The 17,398-nt window shown below is 55.0% G+C and carries 23 protein-coding genes; 18 read left to right on the top strand and 5 right to left on the bottom strand.

What is annotated here, in order from left to right; all coding sequences use genetic code 11:
- Window positions 1-190 precede the first annotated feature (190 nt).
- The 3 genes from ACFSOY_RS05965 (at window position 191) to ACFSOY_RS05955 (ending at window position 2,463) form a co-directional block, all read left to right on the top strand.
- Window positions 191-715, top strand: a complete 525-nt coding sequence (locus tag ACFSOY_RS05965) for an MgtC/SapB family protein (RefSeq protein WP_386044765.1) — start codon at window positions 191-193, stop codon at window positions 713-715.
- A gap of 254 nt (window positions 716-969) precedes the next feature.
- Window positions 970-1,965 (top strand): biotin synthase BioB, encoded by a 996-nt coding sequence (gene bioB / locus ACFSOY_RS05960; protein WP_386044763.1) that lies wholly within the window; start codon window positions 970-972, stop codon window positions 1,963-1,965.
- A gap of 120 nt (window positions 1,966-2,085) precedes the next feature.
- Window positions 2,086-2,463, top strand: a complete 378-nt coding sequence (locus ACFSOY_RS05955; RefSeq protein ID WP_386044761.1) for a hypothetical protein — start codon at window positions 2,086-2,088, stop codon at window positions 2,461-2,463.
- 105 nt (window positions 2,464-2,568) lie between these two features.
- On the opposite strand, the gene ACFSOY_RS05950 is transcribed toward ACFSOY_RS05955, so the two are convergent.
- Entirely contained in the window at window positions 2,569-2,904 is a 336-nt protein-coding gene (locus tag ACFSOY_RS05950) for a cupin domain-containing protein (RefSeq protein WP_386044760.1), read from the bottom strand.
- A gap of 65 nt (window positions 2,905-2,969) precedes the next feature.
- Here ACFSOY_RS05950 and ACFSOY_RS05945 point away from each other — a divergent pair, with 65 nt between their 5' ends.
- Window positions 2,970-3,488, top strand: a complete 519-nt coding sequence (locus tag ACFSOY_RS05945; RefSeq protein ID WP_386044759.1) for a mismatch-specific DNA-glycosylase — start codon at window positions 2,970-2,972, stop codon at window positions 3,486-3,488.
- Here ACFSOY_RS05945 and ACFSOY_RS05940 read toward each other — a convergent pair.
- Window positions 3,481-4,359, bottom strand: coding sequence for a complex I NDUFA9 subunit family protein (locus ACFSOY_RS05940; RefSeq protein ID WP_386044757.1), 879 nt, complete (start codon window positions 4,357-4,359; stop codon window positions 3,481-3,483). The genes ACFSOY_RS05945 and ACFSOY_RS05940 overlap by 8 nt on opposite strands.
- A 100-nt stretch (window positions 4,360-4,459) precedes the next feature.
- On the opposite strand from ACFSOY_RS05940, the gene ACFSOY_RS05935 reads away from it, so the two are divergent.
- From ACFSOY_RS05935 to nth, 7 genes are all read left to right on the top strand, one after another.
- The gene (locus tag ACFSOY_RS05935; protein WP_386044755.1) at window positions 4,460-5,410 is read left to right on the top strand and encodes a D-2-hydroxyacid dehydrogenase; all 951 of its coding nucleotides are present in this window, start codon (window positions 4,460-4,462) and stop codon (window positions 5,408-5,410) included.
- A gap of 13 nt (window positions 5,411-5,423) precedes the next feature.
- Entirely contained in the window at window positions 5,424-6,059 is a 636-nt protein-coding gene (locus ACFSOY_RS05930) for a YktB family protein (protein ID WP_386044753.1), read from the top strand.
- Between the two features lie 261 nt (window positions 6,060-6,320).
- Window positions 6,321-7,415 (top strand): tetratricopeptide repeat protein, encoded by a 1,095-nt coding sequence (locus tag ACFSOY_RS05925; protein WP_386044751.1) that lies wholly within the window; start codon window positions 6,321-6,323, stop codon window positions 7,413-7,415.
- Between the two features lie 77 nt (window positions 7,416-7,492).
- The gene (locus ACFSOY_RS05920) at window positions 7,493-7,714 is read left to right on the top strand and encodes a hypothetical protein (RefSeq protein ID WP_386044750.1); all 222 of its coding nucleotides are present in this window, start codon (window positions 7,493-7,495) and stop codon (window positions 7,712-7,714) included.
- Between the two features lie 50 nt (window positions 7,715-7,764).
- Window positions 7,765-7,947, top strand: coding sequence for a hypothetical protein (locus ACFSOY_RS05915; protein WP_386044748.1), 183 nt, complete (start codon window positions 7,765-7,767; stop codon window positions 7,945-7,947).
- A gap of 102 nt (window positions 7,948-8,049) precedes the next feature.
- Window positions 8,050-9,483, top strand: a complete 1,434-nt coding sequence (locus tag ACFSOY_RS05910) for a bifunctional metallophosphatase/5'-nucleotidase (protein ID WP_386044746.1) — start codon at window positions 8,050-8,052, stop codon at window positions 9,481-9,483.
- Window positions 9,480-10,154: an endonuclease III gene (nth, locus tag ACFSOY_RS05905; RefSeq protein ID WP_386044744.1), complete on the top strand. Its 675-nt coding sequence runs from the start codon at window positions 9,480-9,482 to the stop codon at window positions 10,152-10,154. The genes ACFSOY_RS05910 and nth overlap by 4 nt, the downstream gene beginning before the upstream one ends.
- 31 nt (window positions 10,155-10,185) lie before the next feature.
- Here the strand turns inward: nth and ACFSOY_RS05900 are convergent, their stop codons facing one another.
- A complete protein-coding gene (locus tag ACFSOY_RS05900) occupies window positions 10,186-10,506 on the bottom strand; it encodes a DUF2614 family zinc ribbon-containing protein (RefSeq protein WP_386044742.1) in 321 nt (106 codons plus the stop codon).
- Window positions 10,507-10,600: 94 nt separating this feature from the next.
- Between ACFSOY_RS05900 and ACFSOY_RS05895 the strand changes: the two genes are divergently transcribed.
- The 4 genes from ACFSOY_RS05895 (at window position 10,601) to ACFSOY_RS05880 (ending at window position 13,013) form a co-directional block, all read left to right on the top strand.
- The gene (locus ACFSOY_RS05895; protein ID WP_386044740.1) at window positions 10,601-11,206 is read left to right on the top strand and encodes a DUF2140 family protein; all 606 of its coding nucleotides are present in this window, start codon (window positions 10,601-10,603) and stop codon (window positions 11,204-11,206) included.
- Between the two features lie 98 nt (window positions 11,207-11,304).
- A complete protein-coding gene (locus ACFSOY_RS05890) occupies window positions 11,305-11,517 on the top strand; it encodes a hypothetical protein (RefSeq protein WP_386044738.1) in 213 nt (70 codons plus the stop codon).
- Window positions 11,518-11,642: 125 nt separating this feature from the next.
- Complete coding sequence (locus ACFSOY_RS05885) at window positions 11,643-12,209, top strand: N-acetylmuramoyl-L-alanine amidase family protein (RefSeq protein WP_386044736.1); 567 nt, start codon at window positions 11,643-11,645, stop codon at window positions 12,207-12,209.
- Window positions 12,210-12,245: 36 nt separating this feature from the next.
- Window positions 12,246-13,013: an N-acetylmuramoyl-L-alanine amidase gene (locus ACFSOY_RS05880; RefSeq protein WP_386044734.1), complete on the top strand. Its 768-nt coding sequence runs from the start codon at window positions 12,246-12,248 to the stop codon at window positions 13,011-13,013.
- A gap of 95 nt (window positions 13,014-13,108) precedes the next feature.
- Here the strand turns inward: ACFSOY_RS05880 and ACFSOY_RS05875 are convergent, their stop codons facing one another.
- Both ACFSOY_RS05875 and ACFSOY_RS05870 read right to left on the bottom strand, forming a co-directional pair.
- A complete protein-coding gene (locus ACFSOY_RS05875; protein WP_386044732.1) occupies window positions 13,109-13,771 on the bottom strand; it encodes a hypothetical protein in 663 nt (220 codons plus the stop codon).
- A gap of 40 nt (window positions 13,772-13,811) precedes the next feature.
- The gene (locus tag ACFSOY_RS05870; protein ID WP_386044730.1) at window positions 13,812-15,041 is read right to left on the bottom strand and encodes an aminotransferase class I/II-fold pyridoxal phosphate-dependent enzyme; all 1,230 of its coding nucleotides are present in this window, start codon (window positions 15,039-15,041) and stop codon (window positions 13,812-13,814) included.
- 145 nt (window positions 15,042-15,186) lie between these two features.
- Here ACFSOY_RS05870 and ACFSOY_RS05865 point away from each other — a divergent pair, with 145 nt between their 5' ends.
- From ACFSOY_RS05865 to rnhA, 3 genes are read left to right on the top strand one after another with little or no spacing between them, the layout of a single operon-like run.
- The gene (locus tag ACFSOY_RS05865; protein WP_386044728.1) at window positions 15,187-16,347 is read left to right on the top strand and encodes a YhgE/Pip domain-containing protein; all 1,161 of its coding nucleotides are present in this window, start codon (window positions 15,187-15,189) and stop codon (window positions 16,345-16,347) included.
- Window positions 16,340-16,957: a TetR family transcriptional regulator gene (locus tag ACFSOY_RS05860; RefSeq protein ID WP_386044726.1), complete on the top strand. Its 618-nt coding sequence runs from the start codon at window positions 16,340-16,342 to the stop codon at window positions 16,955-16,957. Before ACFSOY_RS05865 ends, ACFSOY_RS05860 begins: the two co-directional genes overlap by 8 nt.
- Window positions 16,954-17,385, top strand: coding sequence for a ribonuclease HI (gene rnhA, locus ACFSOY_RS05855; protein ID WP_386044724.1), 432 nt, complete (start codon window positions 16,954-16,956; stop codon window positions 17,383-17,385). The genes ACFSOY_RS05860 and rnhA overlap by 4 nt, the downstream gene beginning before the upstream one ends.
- The last annotated feature ends 13 nt before the right edge of the window (window positions 17,386-17,398 follow it).

Raw genomic sequence — 17,398 nt, 5'->3', positions numbered from 1 at the left:
TCCTTCGAATTGTTGGTTGTGGTTCATACCTCTGCTTTTCGGTTTTGCAGTTTTGATCGGTCGAAACATTTCCCAGAGATTACATAGTAGATGAACTATTCTGACGAATTATACAACCCAATATTGCAATTCTATGGTATGATGTAGGATCATACTTACGAAACATAATTGGTGAAGAGGTGTTTCGCTCGTGTCAGGTATTTGGAATGATCTGGTTTCTGAATTTGCTCATATCGATGTGGTCGTTGTTCGACTGTTGATTGCGTTTATCGCGGGAGCCATCATGGGGATGGAGCGCGAGAAAAATTTGAAGACGGGCAAATTTCATACAGGTGCAGGATTTCGAACGTATTCGCTGGTCTGTCTTGGCTCCTGTATGTTTGCGCTCGCATCCGAATACGGGTTTCCGACGACCGGTGCGACAGACGATCCAGGTCGTGTAGCAGCTCAGGTGGTGGCAGGGGTCGGTTTCTTGGGAGCCGGGACGATTATCAAAGATGGCAGGGGGTTTGTCCGCGGGCTGACCACCGCAGCAGGTCTTTGGGTCGCCGCTGCGATCGGTCTGATGATCGGCGCTGGCATGTATTTGAGCGGCTTGATGTCTGCCGTGTTAGCTTTTGTGATCTTAGATGCGCATCATCTTTTCCCCCGTCTGTTTGAAAGATCGCGACAATCGAAAGCGCAAGAGGGCGATGAGGAAGAGGACGATCTTTAAATGTCTCTAAGTGTTTCAGCAAGGACAATTTCGCGCGGGCGAAGTTGTCCTTTTTTTATGCAGGTCTGCTGTTGCTCCAATTGGCAGAGAGTGGTACAATTTTCTCTATTGTCAACTTATAATAAATAATAGGTTGACAAATATCGAATGCGAGCGGACATGCGAACTGAGCATTCACAGGCGATCACCAGCGTGCACGTTGGTGCCACGCGCTGTTCCTTGTCCGCACAGATCGGTCCAACAGGAGGAAAAAGATGACGACTCAGACTGCAATCAACTATCGCGAATTGGCAGAACAGGTACTCAGCGGGTACGAGTTGACCCGTGCGGAAGCGCTCCGCATCGTCGAGGCTCCAGATGATGATCTGCTCGACCTGCTGCATGCTGCCTTTCAAATTCGCAAGAGTTTTTTTGGAAAAAAGGTAAAGCTAAACATGATCATCAATGCGAAATCTGGCCTATGCCCGGAGGACTGTGGCTACTGTTCGCAATCGATCATCTCCGACGCGCCAGTTGAAAAATATGCGTTGCTCTCCAAAGAATCGATTCTCGCGGGGGCGCAAGAAGCGATCCACCGCAAGGCGGGCACCTACTGTATCGTCATGTCGGGCAGGCGCCCCTCCGAGCGCGAACTCGACCATGTGGTGGAGGCGGTCAAAGAGATCAGGGAGACCACCCAGCTGAAAATCTGCGCCTGCCTCGGCTTTTTGTCCGAACAGCATGCACAAAAGCTGTCCGACTCTGGCGTGCATCGCTACAACCACAATTTGAATACTTCGAAAGAAAACTACAGCAACATCTGTACCACTCACGAGTATGATGATCGTGTAGACACTGTGCAAAAGGCGAAAGAGTCGGGCATGTCCCCTTGCTCTGGCGTGATCATCGGCATGGGCGAATCGGATCGGGAGCTGGTCGAGCTCGCCATCTCCTTGCGCGCGCTCGATGCTGATTCGATTCCGGTCAACTTTTTAAATGCGATCGACGGTACCCCGCTAGAGGGCGCTCAACATCTCGATCCGCGCAAATGCTTAAAGGCGGTCGCGATGATGCGCTTTGTCAATCCGAGCAAAGAGATTCGACTGTCTGGCGGGCGTGAGATCAACCTGCGCGCCTTGCAGCCGCTCGGACTGTATGCGGCCAATTCGATCTTTGTAGGTGATTATCTGACCACGCAAGGTCAGGAGCCGACCAGCGATTGGCAGATGATCGAAGATCTGGGTTTTGAAATCGAAGAGTGCGCTTTGTAAATAAAATTTGTAGTTAAGTATAATGGCTGGCGGCACTTGCAGGGAACAGAAATTTTCGATACTCTATATAATACGTACCTTAAAGATCGTTCCCAACGTCGGGGAGAAAGGAGAGTGTACATGGAAAAAGCTGTTAAAACTGTTTTGGCTTGGGTCAGCAATCTAATGTTCTCAGTCCGCATCGGTGAGGTGGCGAACGCACTCGGTGGTCATGTGATTCTCGTCTCATCAAGTGAGGAGATTGTCGACAAGCTGGAGATTCATCCTTCGCTCCTCATCTTAGATTTGACTGCAGTGACGGGCGATTGGCAGCAAACGGTGGCCAGAGCGAAGGAGACGGGCGTTCCTGTCCTCGCCTACGGACCCCACGTCAACGTTGAAGCTCGTGAGGCTGCCGAAGCGGCAGGATGTGATGAGGTGGTTGCCAATTCGAAGCTATCCCTCGATCTGCCGAAATTGCTCACGAAGTATTTGACCAATGCGCCGGCCAGTCACTAGGTGAAAACAGTGTAACTTTTAATCAAATGTTACAAAAAAAGAAAAACCCGACATCCGAGACAAAGGAATGTCGGGTTTTTCCTTGTACATAACAAACAGGGTGAGTCACTGCTTGTGACTCGGATGGCAGACTTCTGTACAGATCAACTCACCGCTTCCCGTATTGATCATCTTCACATTCACACCGCTCGGCACATACACGACCGAGCCGGTGGTGATGCTGATCGTCTCTTGCTGACCGTTGTCGAGGATGCATTGCCCCTCACCTGACAGCACGACATACACTTGATCGCCGACAGGGCGCAGTTGAAAGTCGAGCGCTTGCCCTGGACGAAAATAATAGGTGTTGGTGGTCAGGTCTGCTCCAGTAAAGTTGTTGACCTTACCGACGCCCTCATCGTCAAATGCAGGATTTTGGAATACGGTTTCCGCACGGTTCATCTCAGGATGCTCCTCCTTTGGCCTGACAGATGAACCTAGTATGTGTAAAGATGGGAGGCACATGTATGACAGACAATCACAGTTTTCAAGTTCTGCCTGACTCGATCGCTTTTGGGTTGCGCGTCCTGTTTATCGGCTACAATCCATCGCTCACCTCCGGTGAGATCGGTCATAATTACGCGGGGCGGGGCAATCGCTTTTGGCGGCTCCTCCACGATGCCGGGTTGACCGACTATCAGGTCAAGCCGACAGAAGATCGCGAACTGCTCTCGATCGGCTATGGCTTCACCAACATCGTGTCGCGGCCAACCCGTCGCGCCGATGAGATCAGCCGCAAAGAGTATGCGGAGGGGCGGATTCGCCTACGCGATCTGATCGCTGAGTATCGCCCGAAGGTCGCCTGCTTTGTGGGAAAAGGGGTCTATGAGGAATACAACGGGCACAGAAACATTCCCTGGGGAGTTCAACCAGATTCGGCTGTGCACGGCGTGATCGACTTTGTTGCTCCCTCCTCAAGCGGTCTGGTACGCATGAAGTATGAGGAGATTCTTGAGATCTATAAGCTGTTGCGGCAGATCATCTGACGTAGGCGATCCCCTCTGCGAAGCGGGTGAGCGACAGTCCGAATTCGCTCGCATAGCGGGTCGAATCGCAGGAGTTCCCCTCCACCAACATCGTCAGCATCGAACTTGTGATCGGGAAGAAAGAAAACCGCTCCATCAGCGATACGACAGGTCGCACCAGCGGGATCGGTGCGGTGAAGGTGGGTACTTTTCGCTTGCCGATCGCGCGGCCGATCGTCTGGATGACATCGCGGTACGGGATCGCTTCCGGCCCGCCCACCTCGTACGCTTGCCCGCTGGTCGACGACCTTGTCAGCGCACCGACAAATCCGTCCGCAACATCGTGCAGCGCCACCGGAGAGAGCGGGAATCGACCGTTCCCGAAGATCGGAAACAAGGGCGCACGACGCAACACGCCAGCCAAGAGCGAGACAAATCCGTCGCCTGGCCCATAGATCACCGAAGGGCGGAAGATCGTCCAGTCGAGTCCGCTCGCTCGCACATGCTCTTCTGCCGACCACTTGGTCTGGTGATAAGGGCTGGTGGCGCCGTGGCGAGCACCGAGCGCGCTCATCTGCAAAAAGCGCTGTGCCCCGACTGCTCGCGCCGCATCGACCATGTTTTTCGTGCCATCCGCATGGATCTTTTGAAACGTCACCCCTCGTTTCGGGGATTCGCGAATGATGCCGACCAGATGCACGACCGCCTCGCACCCTCGCATCGCGCTGATCAAGCTCTCTTTTTGCAGGATGTCCCCTTGTACCGCCTGCAAGCCGTCTGGCAGCTGGCTGTTGCTGTGGACTAGGCAGCGAACCTCATGGCCTGCTCGGATCAATCGATTTGCGATCTCGCGCCCGACAAAGCCGGATGCTCCCGTGAGAAACACTTTCATCCTTGATCACCTCTTTCTTCCATCTTATCAATCGGGGTGGTTGCGAACAACCGATTCTTTTTCCATAATGAGTGTAGAGTGAAGGGAAAGGGATGAGAGCATGGTACTTGTCACCACCTGTCCGGTCAGCGACAGACATTTGGCGAAGATGAAAGAGGCTGCACCGGAGCTGGAGATTCGGATCTTTCCGAATCTGGAGGCAGCGCGAGGCAGTCTTGCGATCGCAGAGATCATCATCACATACGGAGAAGACCTGACGGACGAGATCATCGCGTCCTGTACCTCCTTAAAATGGATTCATGTCATATCTGCTGGACTTGAACTGATGCCGTTCGATCAGATCGGGCGGCAGGAGATCCTCGTCACCAATGCGCGCGGGATTCATGTCGGCCCGATGTCCGAATATACGATCGGTTTGATCCTGATGTTTTCTCGCCGCTTCGTCGAATTGTATCAAAACCAGCTGCAGCACAGATGGGATCGCTCGATCCGAATCGATGAGCTGGACGGCCAAACGCTCGGCGTGATCGGCGCAGGCGCGATCGGCAGCAAGATTGCGGAGCGGGCCCGCGCATTTGGCATGCGCACGCTCGGCGTGGCGACTACGGTGCGGGAACTGCCAGAGTTTGATGAGGTGTTCGATCGCAGCGCCCTCGATGAGGTGCTCAAGCGATCCGACTATCTGGTGGTGATCGTCCCGCTGACCGCAGAGACCGAGGGGATGATCGGCGAGCGCGAGATCAGCTTGATGAAGCAGAGCGCCGTGTTGATCAACATCGCGCGTGGACAGGTTGTCGAGGAGGGAGCGCTGCTCTCCGCCTTGCAGGAAAAGCGGATTCGCGGTGCGGGGCTCGATGTGTTCATGCAGGAGCCGCTGCCGGAAGACCATCCGTTTTGGGAGTTGGAAAATGTGGTGCTGACCCCGCACCTCTCCTCTCGTTCGCCCAAATATATGGAGCGGGCGCAGGAGATCTTCCTGCACAACCTGTCCGTCTATCGCGGACAGCCAGGCGAGATGCAAAACGTGATCGACGTGAAAAAAGGATACTGAGGAGCGAGACGATTTGAAGTTTTCCGGATGGAGCAATGAAGATTTTGATGTGTTTCAAGTGGAAGGGCTGGAAGCGCGGATGGAGGCGCTGATCACCCATCTGCGGGTGAAGCTGACCGAGCTTGGCGAGGAGCTCGCCCCTTTTTTGAGCGAACAGACGGGCGAGGAGATGTTCCCGCATGTCGCCAAACATGCGCGGCGTAAAACCAATCCGCCACGGGATTCCTGGGTCGCGTGGAGCAAAAACAAGCGCGGATACAAGATGTACCCTCATTTTCAGATCGGCGCGTGGGAGACGCACGCGTTCATCCAATTTGGCATCATCTATGAGTCGCCGATGAAAGGTCTGTTTGCCGAGCAGATGATCAAGCATCTCGATGAGATCAAGCAACTGATCCCAGCCTCCTATCTGTGGTATCCAGATCATATGGACCCAAGCGGCATGGTGATGGCGGAGATGGAGCTGGTCGACTTTGAAAAGATCGCCCACCGGCTGGCCAACCAGAAAAATGGTGAGGTGATGATCGGGGTGAAGATACCGCGTGACGAAGCGGTGCAGATGAGCGAGCAAGCTTTTCTCGATCGGGCGAAAGAGACGTTTGTCACCTTGCTCCCACTCTATCGATTAGCATTTTCAACTACCGAATAAGAGCGGGGAAAGCGCCTTCTTGCATTTGCCAAAGAGGGCGCTTTTTCTTTGTCGAAAGCACCGAAAAAGCGGTGTTGGATCCTGTCGAACCGAAGGGATTCGTAAGAAGTTTAGTCGTATTCTAAAAGGATTCCGCGAATCTCTTGATTAAGCTAAATCAGGAACTTATGATATAGATAAACACACAATCTCAAACGTAAGTAAAACGGCAAGAAGAAGCGATAGCCGATTAAACAGGCGCAATGAAAGGGGTTGAGAGTGTTGAAGTCTAAGGTAACAAACGGTTCTGTAGAAGAGTTGGCGCAAGAAGTTGGGAAACTGGAGCTTTTGGTGGACAGTGATTCAAATTCTGTGTTAGAGCTGACCGGTGATCAATTGACCAGCTGGGAATCGATCATCCGGCTTCATGCAGACTATCCCTTGGCACTTCGCATCGGTAAACTTCTTGAGCGGTTAGGCCAGTATTGGTTGGCACTTTCCTGGTTTCATTGGGTCTCACAGGCGGATCGTGGCGAGTGGGAAGAGCTGGTGATGACAGCTGAGCGAATGAAGGGCCGCATGTACATCAAAGTGGGGATGTACAATGAGGCGCTCACATTCTTGCAGGCGGTTGAGCAACAATGGCTCCTCTCGGCTCATCAAGAGGGACGCGATCTTTCCACCTTGCGGCAAAACATCGCGCTCGTCTATGAATACCTCGGACGATACGATTCTGCTGTGGATTATGCATGCCGTGCTCTGAGCTGGTTTGAGACGAATGGTGAAGAGCATGATATCGCCTTGATGGAGATGCTGCTTGGGATCTGTTTCAAAGCGCAAAAGGATTTCGATCAGGCGAATGAATATCTGACGCGAGCCAAGCAGGGGTTTGAAAAGCACAAAGACTATCTGCATCTCGCGCGAACTTGGCACAACTATGCGGAGCTGATGCAGGATCTCGGACGCCACGAAGAGGCGATCGCCGCCTGGCGGATGTCGCTGGAGATGAAAAAGCGCATCCAAGATTTTAAGGGACAAGCGACGACGCTTCAATCGATCACCAACTACCTGATCGCCGAAAAGGACTGGTATGCGGCGCTCAATTACACCACACAAGCGATCGCGATCTGCCATCAGTACCGCCTGCAAGAAAAAGAGGTGACCTGCCTCGAAAGCTGGGCTCAGATCCTGTTTGCGCTGGGTCGATACGACGAACTGGAAGTATGCGCTTCTCGGGCGTTGTTTTTGGCAGGCAGTGACGAGACTCAGCAGAAAGTTGCATCTCTGTTGCGCACGATTGCCAATGATTTTGAGAGAGTCGGTCTCAAAGAGCTTGCAGAACAATACAACCAGAACGCAATCCAACTTATTGGTTAGAGGAGGAAGTTCCTATGAAAATCAAAGTTTGGTTGGGGATGACACTCGCAAGTCTTCTTTTGATAGGTGGGGGACTCTTGTCTTGGGGAGCAGTTGACGGAGCGGCTGGGGAGAACGGATCACACTTTTTTGCTGGACAAGCCGGTTGGATCGATCAGGTCGGCATAAAGGTACAAGGCGATCGGAGATTTGGGGATCAGACCGAGCCGCCGGAGCCGATGGGAATGTTGGACAGCGGGAATCATTCGATCTCGCAGACGGAGCCACCAGAACCGATGGCACCTTCTATTGTCGGATAATTCAGATAGATAATGGTTGGGCATACTCCTCTTACGAGGAGGTGAGGTAGATGGAGCAGCAGCCGCGTTTCAAACGAGCGCTCCACAGCGAAGCGCATGAGCCGACGATCGCACCTGGTCTTGAGGATGACGAACTTCAGCGACCTGCGACCGACGAAGAGCGAGCGCGAGGCGATACGACGATGGTCTGCCAGCTGTCATTCGACGAGCATGACAACGGATCGCAAGATTGATCGGTCAGACATAGACGAGAACCCTGAATTGCCGTGCGGGTGCGCGGCATTTTTTCTTGTGGTAGAATAGGGAAAATTGGTGGAGAAACGGGAGTGGGAGCGATGAAGATCCACTTTTTTCATACGAACGATGTGCACAGCCATTTTGAAGAGTTCCTGCAGGTCACCACGCAGCTGCGGCGGAAGCGAGAGGAAGCGCTGGCCGCCGGGGAGATCGCCTTCACCTTTGAGATCGGCGACAACGCGGATCGCAAGCGGATGGAGACGGAAGGGACGCTCGGTCGCACCAACGCCGCGCTGCTCAAGCAGATCGGCTATGACGCTTGGACGTTTGGCAACAACGAGGGGCTGACGATCTCTGCCGACCGCTGGCATGCGCTTGTCGAAGCGGCGCAGATGCCGCTGTTGGTGGCCAATCTGAGCGATCTGAAGACGGGTGAGAGGCTGCCGGAGCTAGAGCCGTATCTGGTGTTAGAACGAGGGGGCATTCGGATCGGCGTGATCGGGCTGACCGCAGCGTTTGTCGACTTTTACAAACTGTACAGCATCGCTGCCGAACTTCCGCAGTCGACGCTGAAGCGGCTGTTGCCAGAGCTTGAGCGGGAGCGGGTGGACATGGTCGTGCTGCTGTCCCATCTCGGGCTCGATCTCGACCGGAAGATCGCTGCCGAATTTCCGGAGATCGACATCATCTTCGGCGGGCATTCGCACCACATTCTGACCGAGCCGGAGCAGGTTGGGCGCACGTTGATCTGCCAAGCGGGGAGCTACGGGTCCCACTATGGGCACTTGTCGGTCGAATGGGATGCACAGCGGCGAGAGCGCAAGAGCTATTCGGGAGGCGCAGTTCCCCGCGATCCGGCAGAAGAGCCGGATCACGAGCTGGTCGAGCTGTTCGCCCGCTGGCAAGAGGAGGCGGCAGACGCGCTGAGCGAGGTGATCACAGATCTTGCCGAACCGTTAGAACATGCGCTTTGGGGTAACTCGCCGCTGGCAAACGTCGTCACCGACAGATTGCGCCGCTTGACCGGCGCTCCGATCGCGATGATCAATGGGGGTCTTTTGATGCACGGGCTGATCGCAGGGCCGGTCACCCGCGCTGACATGCTGACCTGTTGTCCAGGCCCGAACACCCCGGTGGTCGTGGAGCTGACCGGAGCGCAGATCCTGTCCTTGCTGCAAAAAGGTCTCGACAAGGCTTACATCGAACGCGTTGGCAAGGGACACGGCTTCCGCGGCCACTTTGTCGGCGGGCTGCAGGTGTCTGGCTTGCTCGTTCAGGTCGCCCAAGCGGAGGCGGGACTGCGGGTGGTCGCGGTGGAGCACGATGGGGCACCGCTCGATCCGGCGCGTCACTATGAGGTGGCAGCTGTCGACTATCTCTATTTTTCATCGGTGTACGAGGAGTTCAAGCAAGGACAGGCGATCCGCTTCGAACTGCCATTTTTGCGCGAGCTGCTCGCTTCGGAGCTTGGTCGCAGCGAGCGCCAAGACAGCGCACCGAGGTATCTGTTGCAAGAGGTGAGGGGAAAATGAGCCAGACAAAAGAGCAAGTGACGCTTCCTCGCGTCCCCGTGACGAAAATCCTCGACACGCTCGCTGCGATGTATCCTGACGCCCACTGTGAGCTTAACTTTCGCAATCCGTTTGAGCTGCTGATCGCGACGATCCTCTCCGCCCAGGCGACAGATAAGAAGGTGAACCAGGTCACAGCCGGGCTGTTTCAGCAGTATCCCGACCCAGCATCCTTTCTGCAGTTGAGCCAAGCGGAGTTGGAGCAGGAGATCAAAGAGATCGGGCTGTACAAGAACAAGGCGAAAAACATTCTCGCCACCTGCCATCTGCTGCTCGCCAAGCATGGCGGGGAAGTGCCGGCGAAGATGGAAGATCTGGTCGAGCTGCCCGGCGTCGGGCGGAAGACAGCAAACGTCGTGCTCTCCAACGCGTTCGGCGTTCCGGCGATGGCGGTCGATACGCACGTCCTGCGCGTCGCCAACCGGATCGGCCTCGCCAAGAGCGAAGATCCGCTGGTGATCGAAAAACAGCTGACCAAGCGCATTCCGAAAGCGAAGTGGACAGATGCGCATCACTGGCTGATCTGGCATGGACGAAGGGTATGCGACGCGCGCAAACCGAAATGTGACCAGTGTGAACTGACCGCACAATGCTTAGACTATAAAGCAAGAAAGAAGACCCGCCCCGAATAGAGCAGGTCTTCTTTCATATACTCAGAAATGATCAGGTTGTTTTCGAACGGGGGACGGCGTACAGCTCGCCCGCTTCGTCCAGTTCGACTCGAATCAGCCCGTGGCAATACATACAGCCGTCTTCAATCCCCATCACCTTGGTCTTTTTCTGGCAATGCGGGCATTCTAAAGTGGGGATGCGCATCGACATCGCGCCGACTCGAAAGTAGATGAAGACGGAGACGAGGATCATCAGCGTGCCGATCGTGAACAGGAACGGCATCAGGCTGGTGGCGAACACGCCGAGGTACATGACGATAAAGGCGAGAAAGATCAAGCCCAGCGCCCAGTTGCGCAATCGATTTAACTTCACAGGGAATCCCTCATTTTTTGCATAGTCTGCTCTCATGCTACCTCACTTGTGGGTGCTTTGTCCAATGAAGGATATGTGAAAGGAGGAGTCGCGATTGGATGGTCGGAAGAGGAGTCTTTTTCGCAACCCTTGGCGCTTTTCGTTCTTGTTGCTCGCAGGTTTCCTAGTCGTCCTGCTGCTGGTGCTCCTCTACATGTGGTATGCGATCACGTCAGGGGGATCGAGCGGCCAGCCGCCCGAACGGCAGCCGGTCGCCAACTCTTCAGGCGTGCCGGTCGAAGCGAGCATCACGCTCGATGGAATCAATCAGTATCTGGCCATGCAGCTGGCAAACCGGGAGACCCCGATCGAAAAGGCGCAGCTGTCGCTCGGAGCGGGATTGGTCAGAACGGATGCGGACCTGCAATTTTTCGGACGTCAGATGAGCCTGTCGATGTGGATGCGGCCGCAGGTGCTGGAAAATGGCGACCTGACCCTCGTGGCGGAAGACGCAAAGGTAGGCGGCTATTCGATTCCGCTGAAGACGCTGTTCGCTGTGCTCGAAGGGTTGCCGTGGCCGCCGTGGGTGCATGTCGAGTCGGAGAAATACACCCTGCAAGTGGCGCTTTCTGAGCGGGAGGTCGATAAATATTCCTACCGGCTGAAGAAGATCGACTGGGGTGGGGAGAAGATACAGCTGGAGATCCTGCTGCGAAAATAAGCACACTTGTTCGCATTTTTGAAATCTAAACTTGCAAAAAGGCGAACATATGTGCTATTATTGAGAGGCAAGATCGTACTCAAGCGAGGGATAGAAGCATGAAGAAAGCACTTCAACCACCAAATTCCACCGAGCCATTGTACCAGTCGATGCGCGTGGATGACGGCCCGAAGCTGGTCCTCGTCGATCGAGGGCGTATTCTTGATGAGATCAAATTGGGCGAGTTTGACACCCGCACTGTAAAGACGCACCACGGACAGATCCTGTCCTGTGTGATGGAAGCGACTACCTATTACCGTGAGAAAAAGTAAGCAAATGTACATGGTCCGACCGAGACCCGGAGGACGTTATGCTACATCTGTCGGTTGACTGTCAGCAGTCAGCCCGGCATTTGTCGCATAGCGTCCTTTTTTCATTGAAAGGAGCACAAGGCAAAATGACAGAGAAGAAACGGTGGCATGTTGTACTCGATCCCGGCCATGGTGGGTCAGATCATGGTTTTGGCACGGAGACGTTGGTGGAGAAAGATGTCAACCTCGCCGTCTGCAGTCGATTGAAGACGATCTTGGAAGCGAGCGGCGTCGATGTGTTGATGACCAGAACGGCAGATGTGGATGTGGAGCCGATCAAACGAGCGGAGCTTGCCCATGCGATGGAAGCGGACCTGTTCGTCTCCTGGCATTGCGATTATCTGGAGGATGAGGTGGTGAGCGGAGTGTCGCTCTGGGTCGGCGATCATGTGGAGGAGCGCTACATGATCGAGTTCGATGCGATCGGAGATGCGATCGTCGAGGCGACGAAGCAGATCATGCTCGGGGTCTTTCAAGATCATGACAACGTGCTGTCTTTGCTTCACGTGCCCGCGGTGATGATCCGCGGTGCATTTTTGTCCAACGAAGAGGATCACGAGCTCTGCAAGAGCCCTAACTTTTTACAAGCGCAGGCGCAAGGCACGGCGAGGGGAATTTTGAAAGTTCTCCACAGGCTGTCCCTGATCGAGTGAGCTCGCTGCATAGAGAGAGTAAAGGAGGAAGGAAATATGCCAAGAATTGTGCTCGACCCCGGACATGGCGGTCGTGATCCGGGCGCGATCGGAAAGCGTTTGCAGGAGAAAGATGTCAACCTGAAAGCATGCCTGCTGCTGCGAGAGGCGCTCGTTCGGGCGGGAATCGATGTGCTGATCACCCGCGACAAAGACACGGAGCGCGTTCCGGGCGTGACAGATGCGGTCGATCTGAAAGCGCGAGCGATGCTTGCCAACACCAATTCAGCAGATCTGTTTGTCTCCTGGCACTACGACGCGAGCGCAGATGAGTTTGTGCACGGAGTCGCCGTGTGGATTCATCCCTCGCAAAAAGGCAAGTCTGCCTACTACAAGGCAGATCTGATCTGCCATCGGATCTCCAAAGCGACAGGTCAGAAGCATCGAGGCATCTATCTGGGCGATTTTCAGGTATTGCGCGATGCGATGATGGATGCGGTCTTGATCGAGGGTGGTTTTATCACCAATCCGAGCGAGGAGACGCGCCTGTCGGACGAGCAGTTTTTGCGAACGCAGGCGGAAGCGGCAGCCGAGGCGATCTGCCAGATTTTTAAAATGCCCTATGTGGAACCTCCGGCGGTTGAGCCCACTCGGCAGCGCGACGCCGATCGGGTGCAGATCAAAGTGAACGGCGCTTCGATGGAGCAGAGCGGAAGGCTGATCGAAGGCAAAACGTACGTGCCGGTCGGCGAGTTGGCAGAGCTGCTCGGCTGTGGCATCTCCTGGGACAAGGAGACGCACACCGTCTGCTTGACGAGAGGATGAACAGCATTTCCGCAAGTTCCTCCAGCCAGAAAGCGGGCATCGAGATGCAGAGGCAAAGAGACACACCGATAGCGGTGTGTCTCTTTTTTGCGCGGCTAAAACGTGTGGCCGATAAAGGTTAGAAACTCGTTCATATGGGCGGCCATGTCGCCGCCGTTGGTGATGAAGTGCTTGTACCCGCTCAGCCGCTGCGCGTCGCTGAGCACCCCGGTGATATGAACGTTTTGCACCTGAGGCAGCGAGCGTTTGATCGTCGCCGAGATCTTCCCCTTCAGATCGTCCGCCACATTTCCGGTGATCGAAGAGCGCGGGCCATCCAGCGTGGCCGCATTGCCGCGAATCCCTTCTGTCTGCAGCTCTTCTACCGTCATGCCGGCTGCCGATTTGGGAGCGGTCTGCGTTCCCCAGGGAGATTCGCCCCGCCAAGAATCCTGCTTGATCTGCGCGTCCGGCTTGCGCTCGGTGCCGATGTTGGTCAACCCGACGAACGCGTCGTCGTTCAGGACGAGGACGGTCGCATTTTGCACGCCAGGCATCTTGTTCAGGCGCAAGGCGAGTTGGTTGGCAGCCAGAATCCCGTTGCTCTGCGCATCTTTCATCTGCTTGTCAGAGACGGGAGAGGAGTCGCTCGATTGAATGTGCCCTCCGCGATCTGTCTCCGTCCGCCCGGGGAGCGCTTGCTTGCCGCACCCGGTGATTCCGACGGTGACGAAGGAGAGCAACAGGAGAGAAGACAATCCTTTATTCCAGAATCTCATCACCAAAAACCTCCTCACAGCAGGCGATTTCATTCTGGGCTTAGCTTCTGTTCTCGCTTTCGCTTTCATGTGCGGAAACGGCTGGTGCTGCCCCTAGTTTTTGCAAAGCTTCACAGATGCGATCGATGCCTTTCACCACATTTTCGTAGGCGGTGGTCAGCGACAGGCGCACATAGCGCTTGCCAGAAGTGCCAAACGCGGTGCCGGGAGCGACGACCACATGGTAGTTTTCCAGCAGATGGGCGGCAAACTGCTCGCCGTTCATCTGCTCAGGAGTCGGCAGCCACAGATAGACGGTCGCATCCGGCTTGTGCACATCCCAGCCGATCTCGTCAAATCGCTTGATCGCATAATCGCGGCGGCGCTTGTATTCGGCGCGCTGACCGTCGAGAAAGTCGGAGTGCGCCACCTCTTGCAGCGCGGTCGCTCCGGCAAATTGAATCGGTGCGAAGATCCCGGAGTTGATGTGGCTTTGCACGACGAGCATCGAGTTGATCACCTCCTGATGGCCGACCGCAGCCCCCAAGCGCCAGCCGGCCATGTTGAACGTCTTGGAAAAGGTGAAAAACTCGACGCCGACATCTTTGCCCCCCGGATGCTCCAGCAGGCTTTGCGGCTTGTGCGCCGGGTCAAAATATACTTCGCTATAGGCGTGGTCGTAGCAGAGCAGCACTTCATGTTCTTGACAGAAGGAGATCACCTTTTTCATAAAATCGGGAGGTGCGAGCACACCGCAAGGGTTGTTCGGATAGTTGAGGAAGAGCAGCTTGGCTCGCTTTTTCGTCGCCTGATCCAAGCTGTCAAGATCGGGGAGAAAACCGTTCTCTTTGAGCAGCGGCAAGCGCAGGACATCAGCCCCGGAAAAAAAGGCACCATCGTTGTACACCGGAAAGGACGGGTCGGGGACGAGGGCGAGGTCGCCAGGTGAGAGGTAGGCGAGCGAGATGTGGAACAGCCCCTCCTTCGATCCGATCAGCGCGAGCACCTCCGTCTCCGGATCGACGGTGACGCCAAATCGCTCCTTGTACCATCTGGCGATCTGCTCACGCAAAAAAAGCGAGCCTTTAAAGGCCGGATAATGGTGATTTTCCGGATCGCTCGCCGTTTCGATCAGGCGCTGGACGACCGCTTGCGGCGTGGGATGATCAGGGTCCGCTTTGCCAAAATCGACGATGTCTTTGATGCCAGATTCGCGCAGCTGATAGACCCGTTCATCCAGCTGGGCAAACAGATAGGGGGCGATGCCCTGCAGCTTTTCCGCTTTTAACATGTTGCACGTCCTCCTTGCGGTGGTTTTTGACTAGCATTCCCCAATTCCCACTTTTCTTGTTGACATGGGAAGACTTTCGCATATACTAAGAAATAGCTATTAAACAAACGTTTGATTAAAACGATGGTTTTATGGGGGAGAGTTCATGGTACGTACGCTCGGGTACTTCTTTAAACAAAAGACGACGATCATCGGCCTGATCACGATGCTGTTCTTTCAGCTGATCTTTGCGGTGGTCTGGATGAACGGATATGACAATGTGACCGATCGGATCGACAGGCTGAAGATCGGCATCGTCAGCGAAGATGCGCAGGTCGGGCGGGAGATCGCAACCAACCTGTTGCAGACCTTGCCGTTTCAGACGGAGGAGCTTTCGACGCTGGAAGCGGCGAAGGAGCGGTTGAACGATCGGGAGTTGCAAGCGGTGATCTACCTGCCTGCTGACTTTTCTGCCAAGCTGCAGCAACCGGGTCAGCAGACGGAGCTCGAAGTTTTGGTCAACGAGTCCAATCCGATGATGGTAAAAAGCGTCGGGCAGCAGGTCTTGGGCGAAGTGACGAAGAATGTTAATGAACAGGTTACAAAAAGCTCGATCGTGGCGGCGCTCGGTGGCATGCGCGTTCCGACCGAACAGGCGACCCAGGTGGCGGAAGGCGTGACCGGTCGCGTTGTCGGGACGTATACGGCGCTCAACTCGATCACCAATTTTTCGCTGCAGATGGTTCCGATGATGGTCGTGCTGGCCTCTTATGTCGGGAGCATGCTCTTGTCGATGCAGTTGACCGCGTCCGATCTGCTGCTGAAAGGGAAGGCGAACCGCTGGATGCGCTTTGGCGCCAGACAGATCATCAATCTGGGCGCCGCGGTGCTGGTCGGCCTTGTCGCCACGCTGATCCTCTATCTGTTTGACGTGGAGCCAGCAGCCGGATATTTGCAGCTGAGCGGGTTTTTGATGCTCTCGCTGTTCGCCTTTCTCTCGTTTGCCCAGACGTTTCTGTTCCTGTTCGGGCAGGCGGGCATGCTGTTCAACATCATCGCGCTGTCGCTACAGCTCGCTTCGTCTGGCACGATGCTGCCGCGGGAGCTGCTCTCCGACACGTTCTATGCGATCGGGAACTACCTGCCGGCAACCTATGCGGTGCTCGGTGATTCCAATCTGCTGTTCGGCGGAACTGGCACGGCAGGAGCGGTCACCGGACTGCTCTGGATCACGCTGGCTGCACTGCTCATCGCAATGCTTGGCGTGTTGATCCATCGAGACAGGGCACCTGTACATCAACAAAAGGTTGTGGGAGCACATGAGTGAAGATGTAAAAACTCGGATCTTGGATGCTGCGGAGCGCCTGTTTGCCGTCAAGGGCTTTGAAGCGACATCCGTTCGTCAAATATGCGAAGAGGCAGGGGCCAATGTGGCTCTTGTCTCTTATCATTTCGGTGGGAAAGAAAAATTGCTGTTCGCTCTGTTAGATCGCGCCTTTCCAAGCGATGAAGTGTACGCTGAGATCGATGCGGTCGCAGATCCGGAGGAGCGGTTGAACCGATTTATCATCGGCTATCTGGACTATGCGAACGAGCAACAGTATGTGCAAAAGATCATCTCACAGGAGATCTTGATGCGGTCTGCCCGATACAGCAAAATTATTGAGACCTATACATCGCCATTTTGGAAGCGCATCAGCAGAGCGTTGCAAGAAGGGCGGGCGCAGGGCAAGTTTGAGTTTTCTTCCTTGAAGGCAGCCGTGTTGAACACGATCGGTGCTCTGATCTACCCACATATGGCGCCTAGTGATGTGATGGGCATCTTCGAGGGGGAAGAAGAGATATCGACTTACGAGCAAGGTGAGGCAACCAGGCTGTACATTTTGCGTGGGCTTGGGGTGAACCCTAAGGCTGGCGAGCGAGGGAGCGAAAGATGAAAGAAGTCGTGATCTACACAGACGGAGCTTGCTCGGGCAACCCAGGGCCGGGCGGGTATGGCGCGGTGCTGATGGCAGGCGAGCATCACAAGGAGATCTCCGGTGGAGAAAAGGAGACGACCAACCAGCGGATGGAATTGCTCGCCGTCATCGCAGCGCTCAAACTTTTGAAATATCCCTGTTCGGTCAAGCTGCACAGCGACAGCGCCTACTTGATCAACTGCTTTAAATCGCGCTGGTATGTCAACTGGGAGAAGAACGGGTGGATCAACTCGCAGAAGCAGCCTGTCGCCAACCGAGATCTGTGGGAAGAGTTGCTCCGGCTGTACCGCATCCACCAGATTCAGTTTATCAAGGTGAAAGGGCACAGCGGGGATCGTTGGAACGAGCGCTGTGATGAGCTGGCGCGGGCCGCAGTTCCGAAGTGAGGATGTGAGCGTG

Origin of the sequence: Tumebacillus lipolyticus, assembly GCF_042682745.1 — a bacterium.
GTDB lineage: Bacteria > Bacillota > Bacilli > Tumebacillales > Tumebacillaceae > Tumebacillus_A > Tumebacillus_A lipolyticus.
This window is presented reverse-complemented; position numbering and strand designations above follow the sequence as displayed.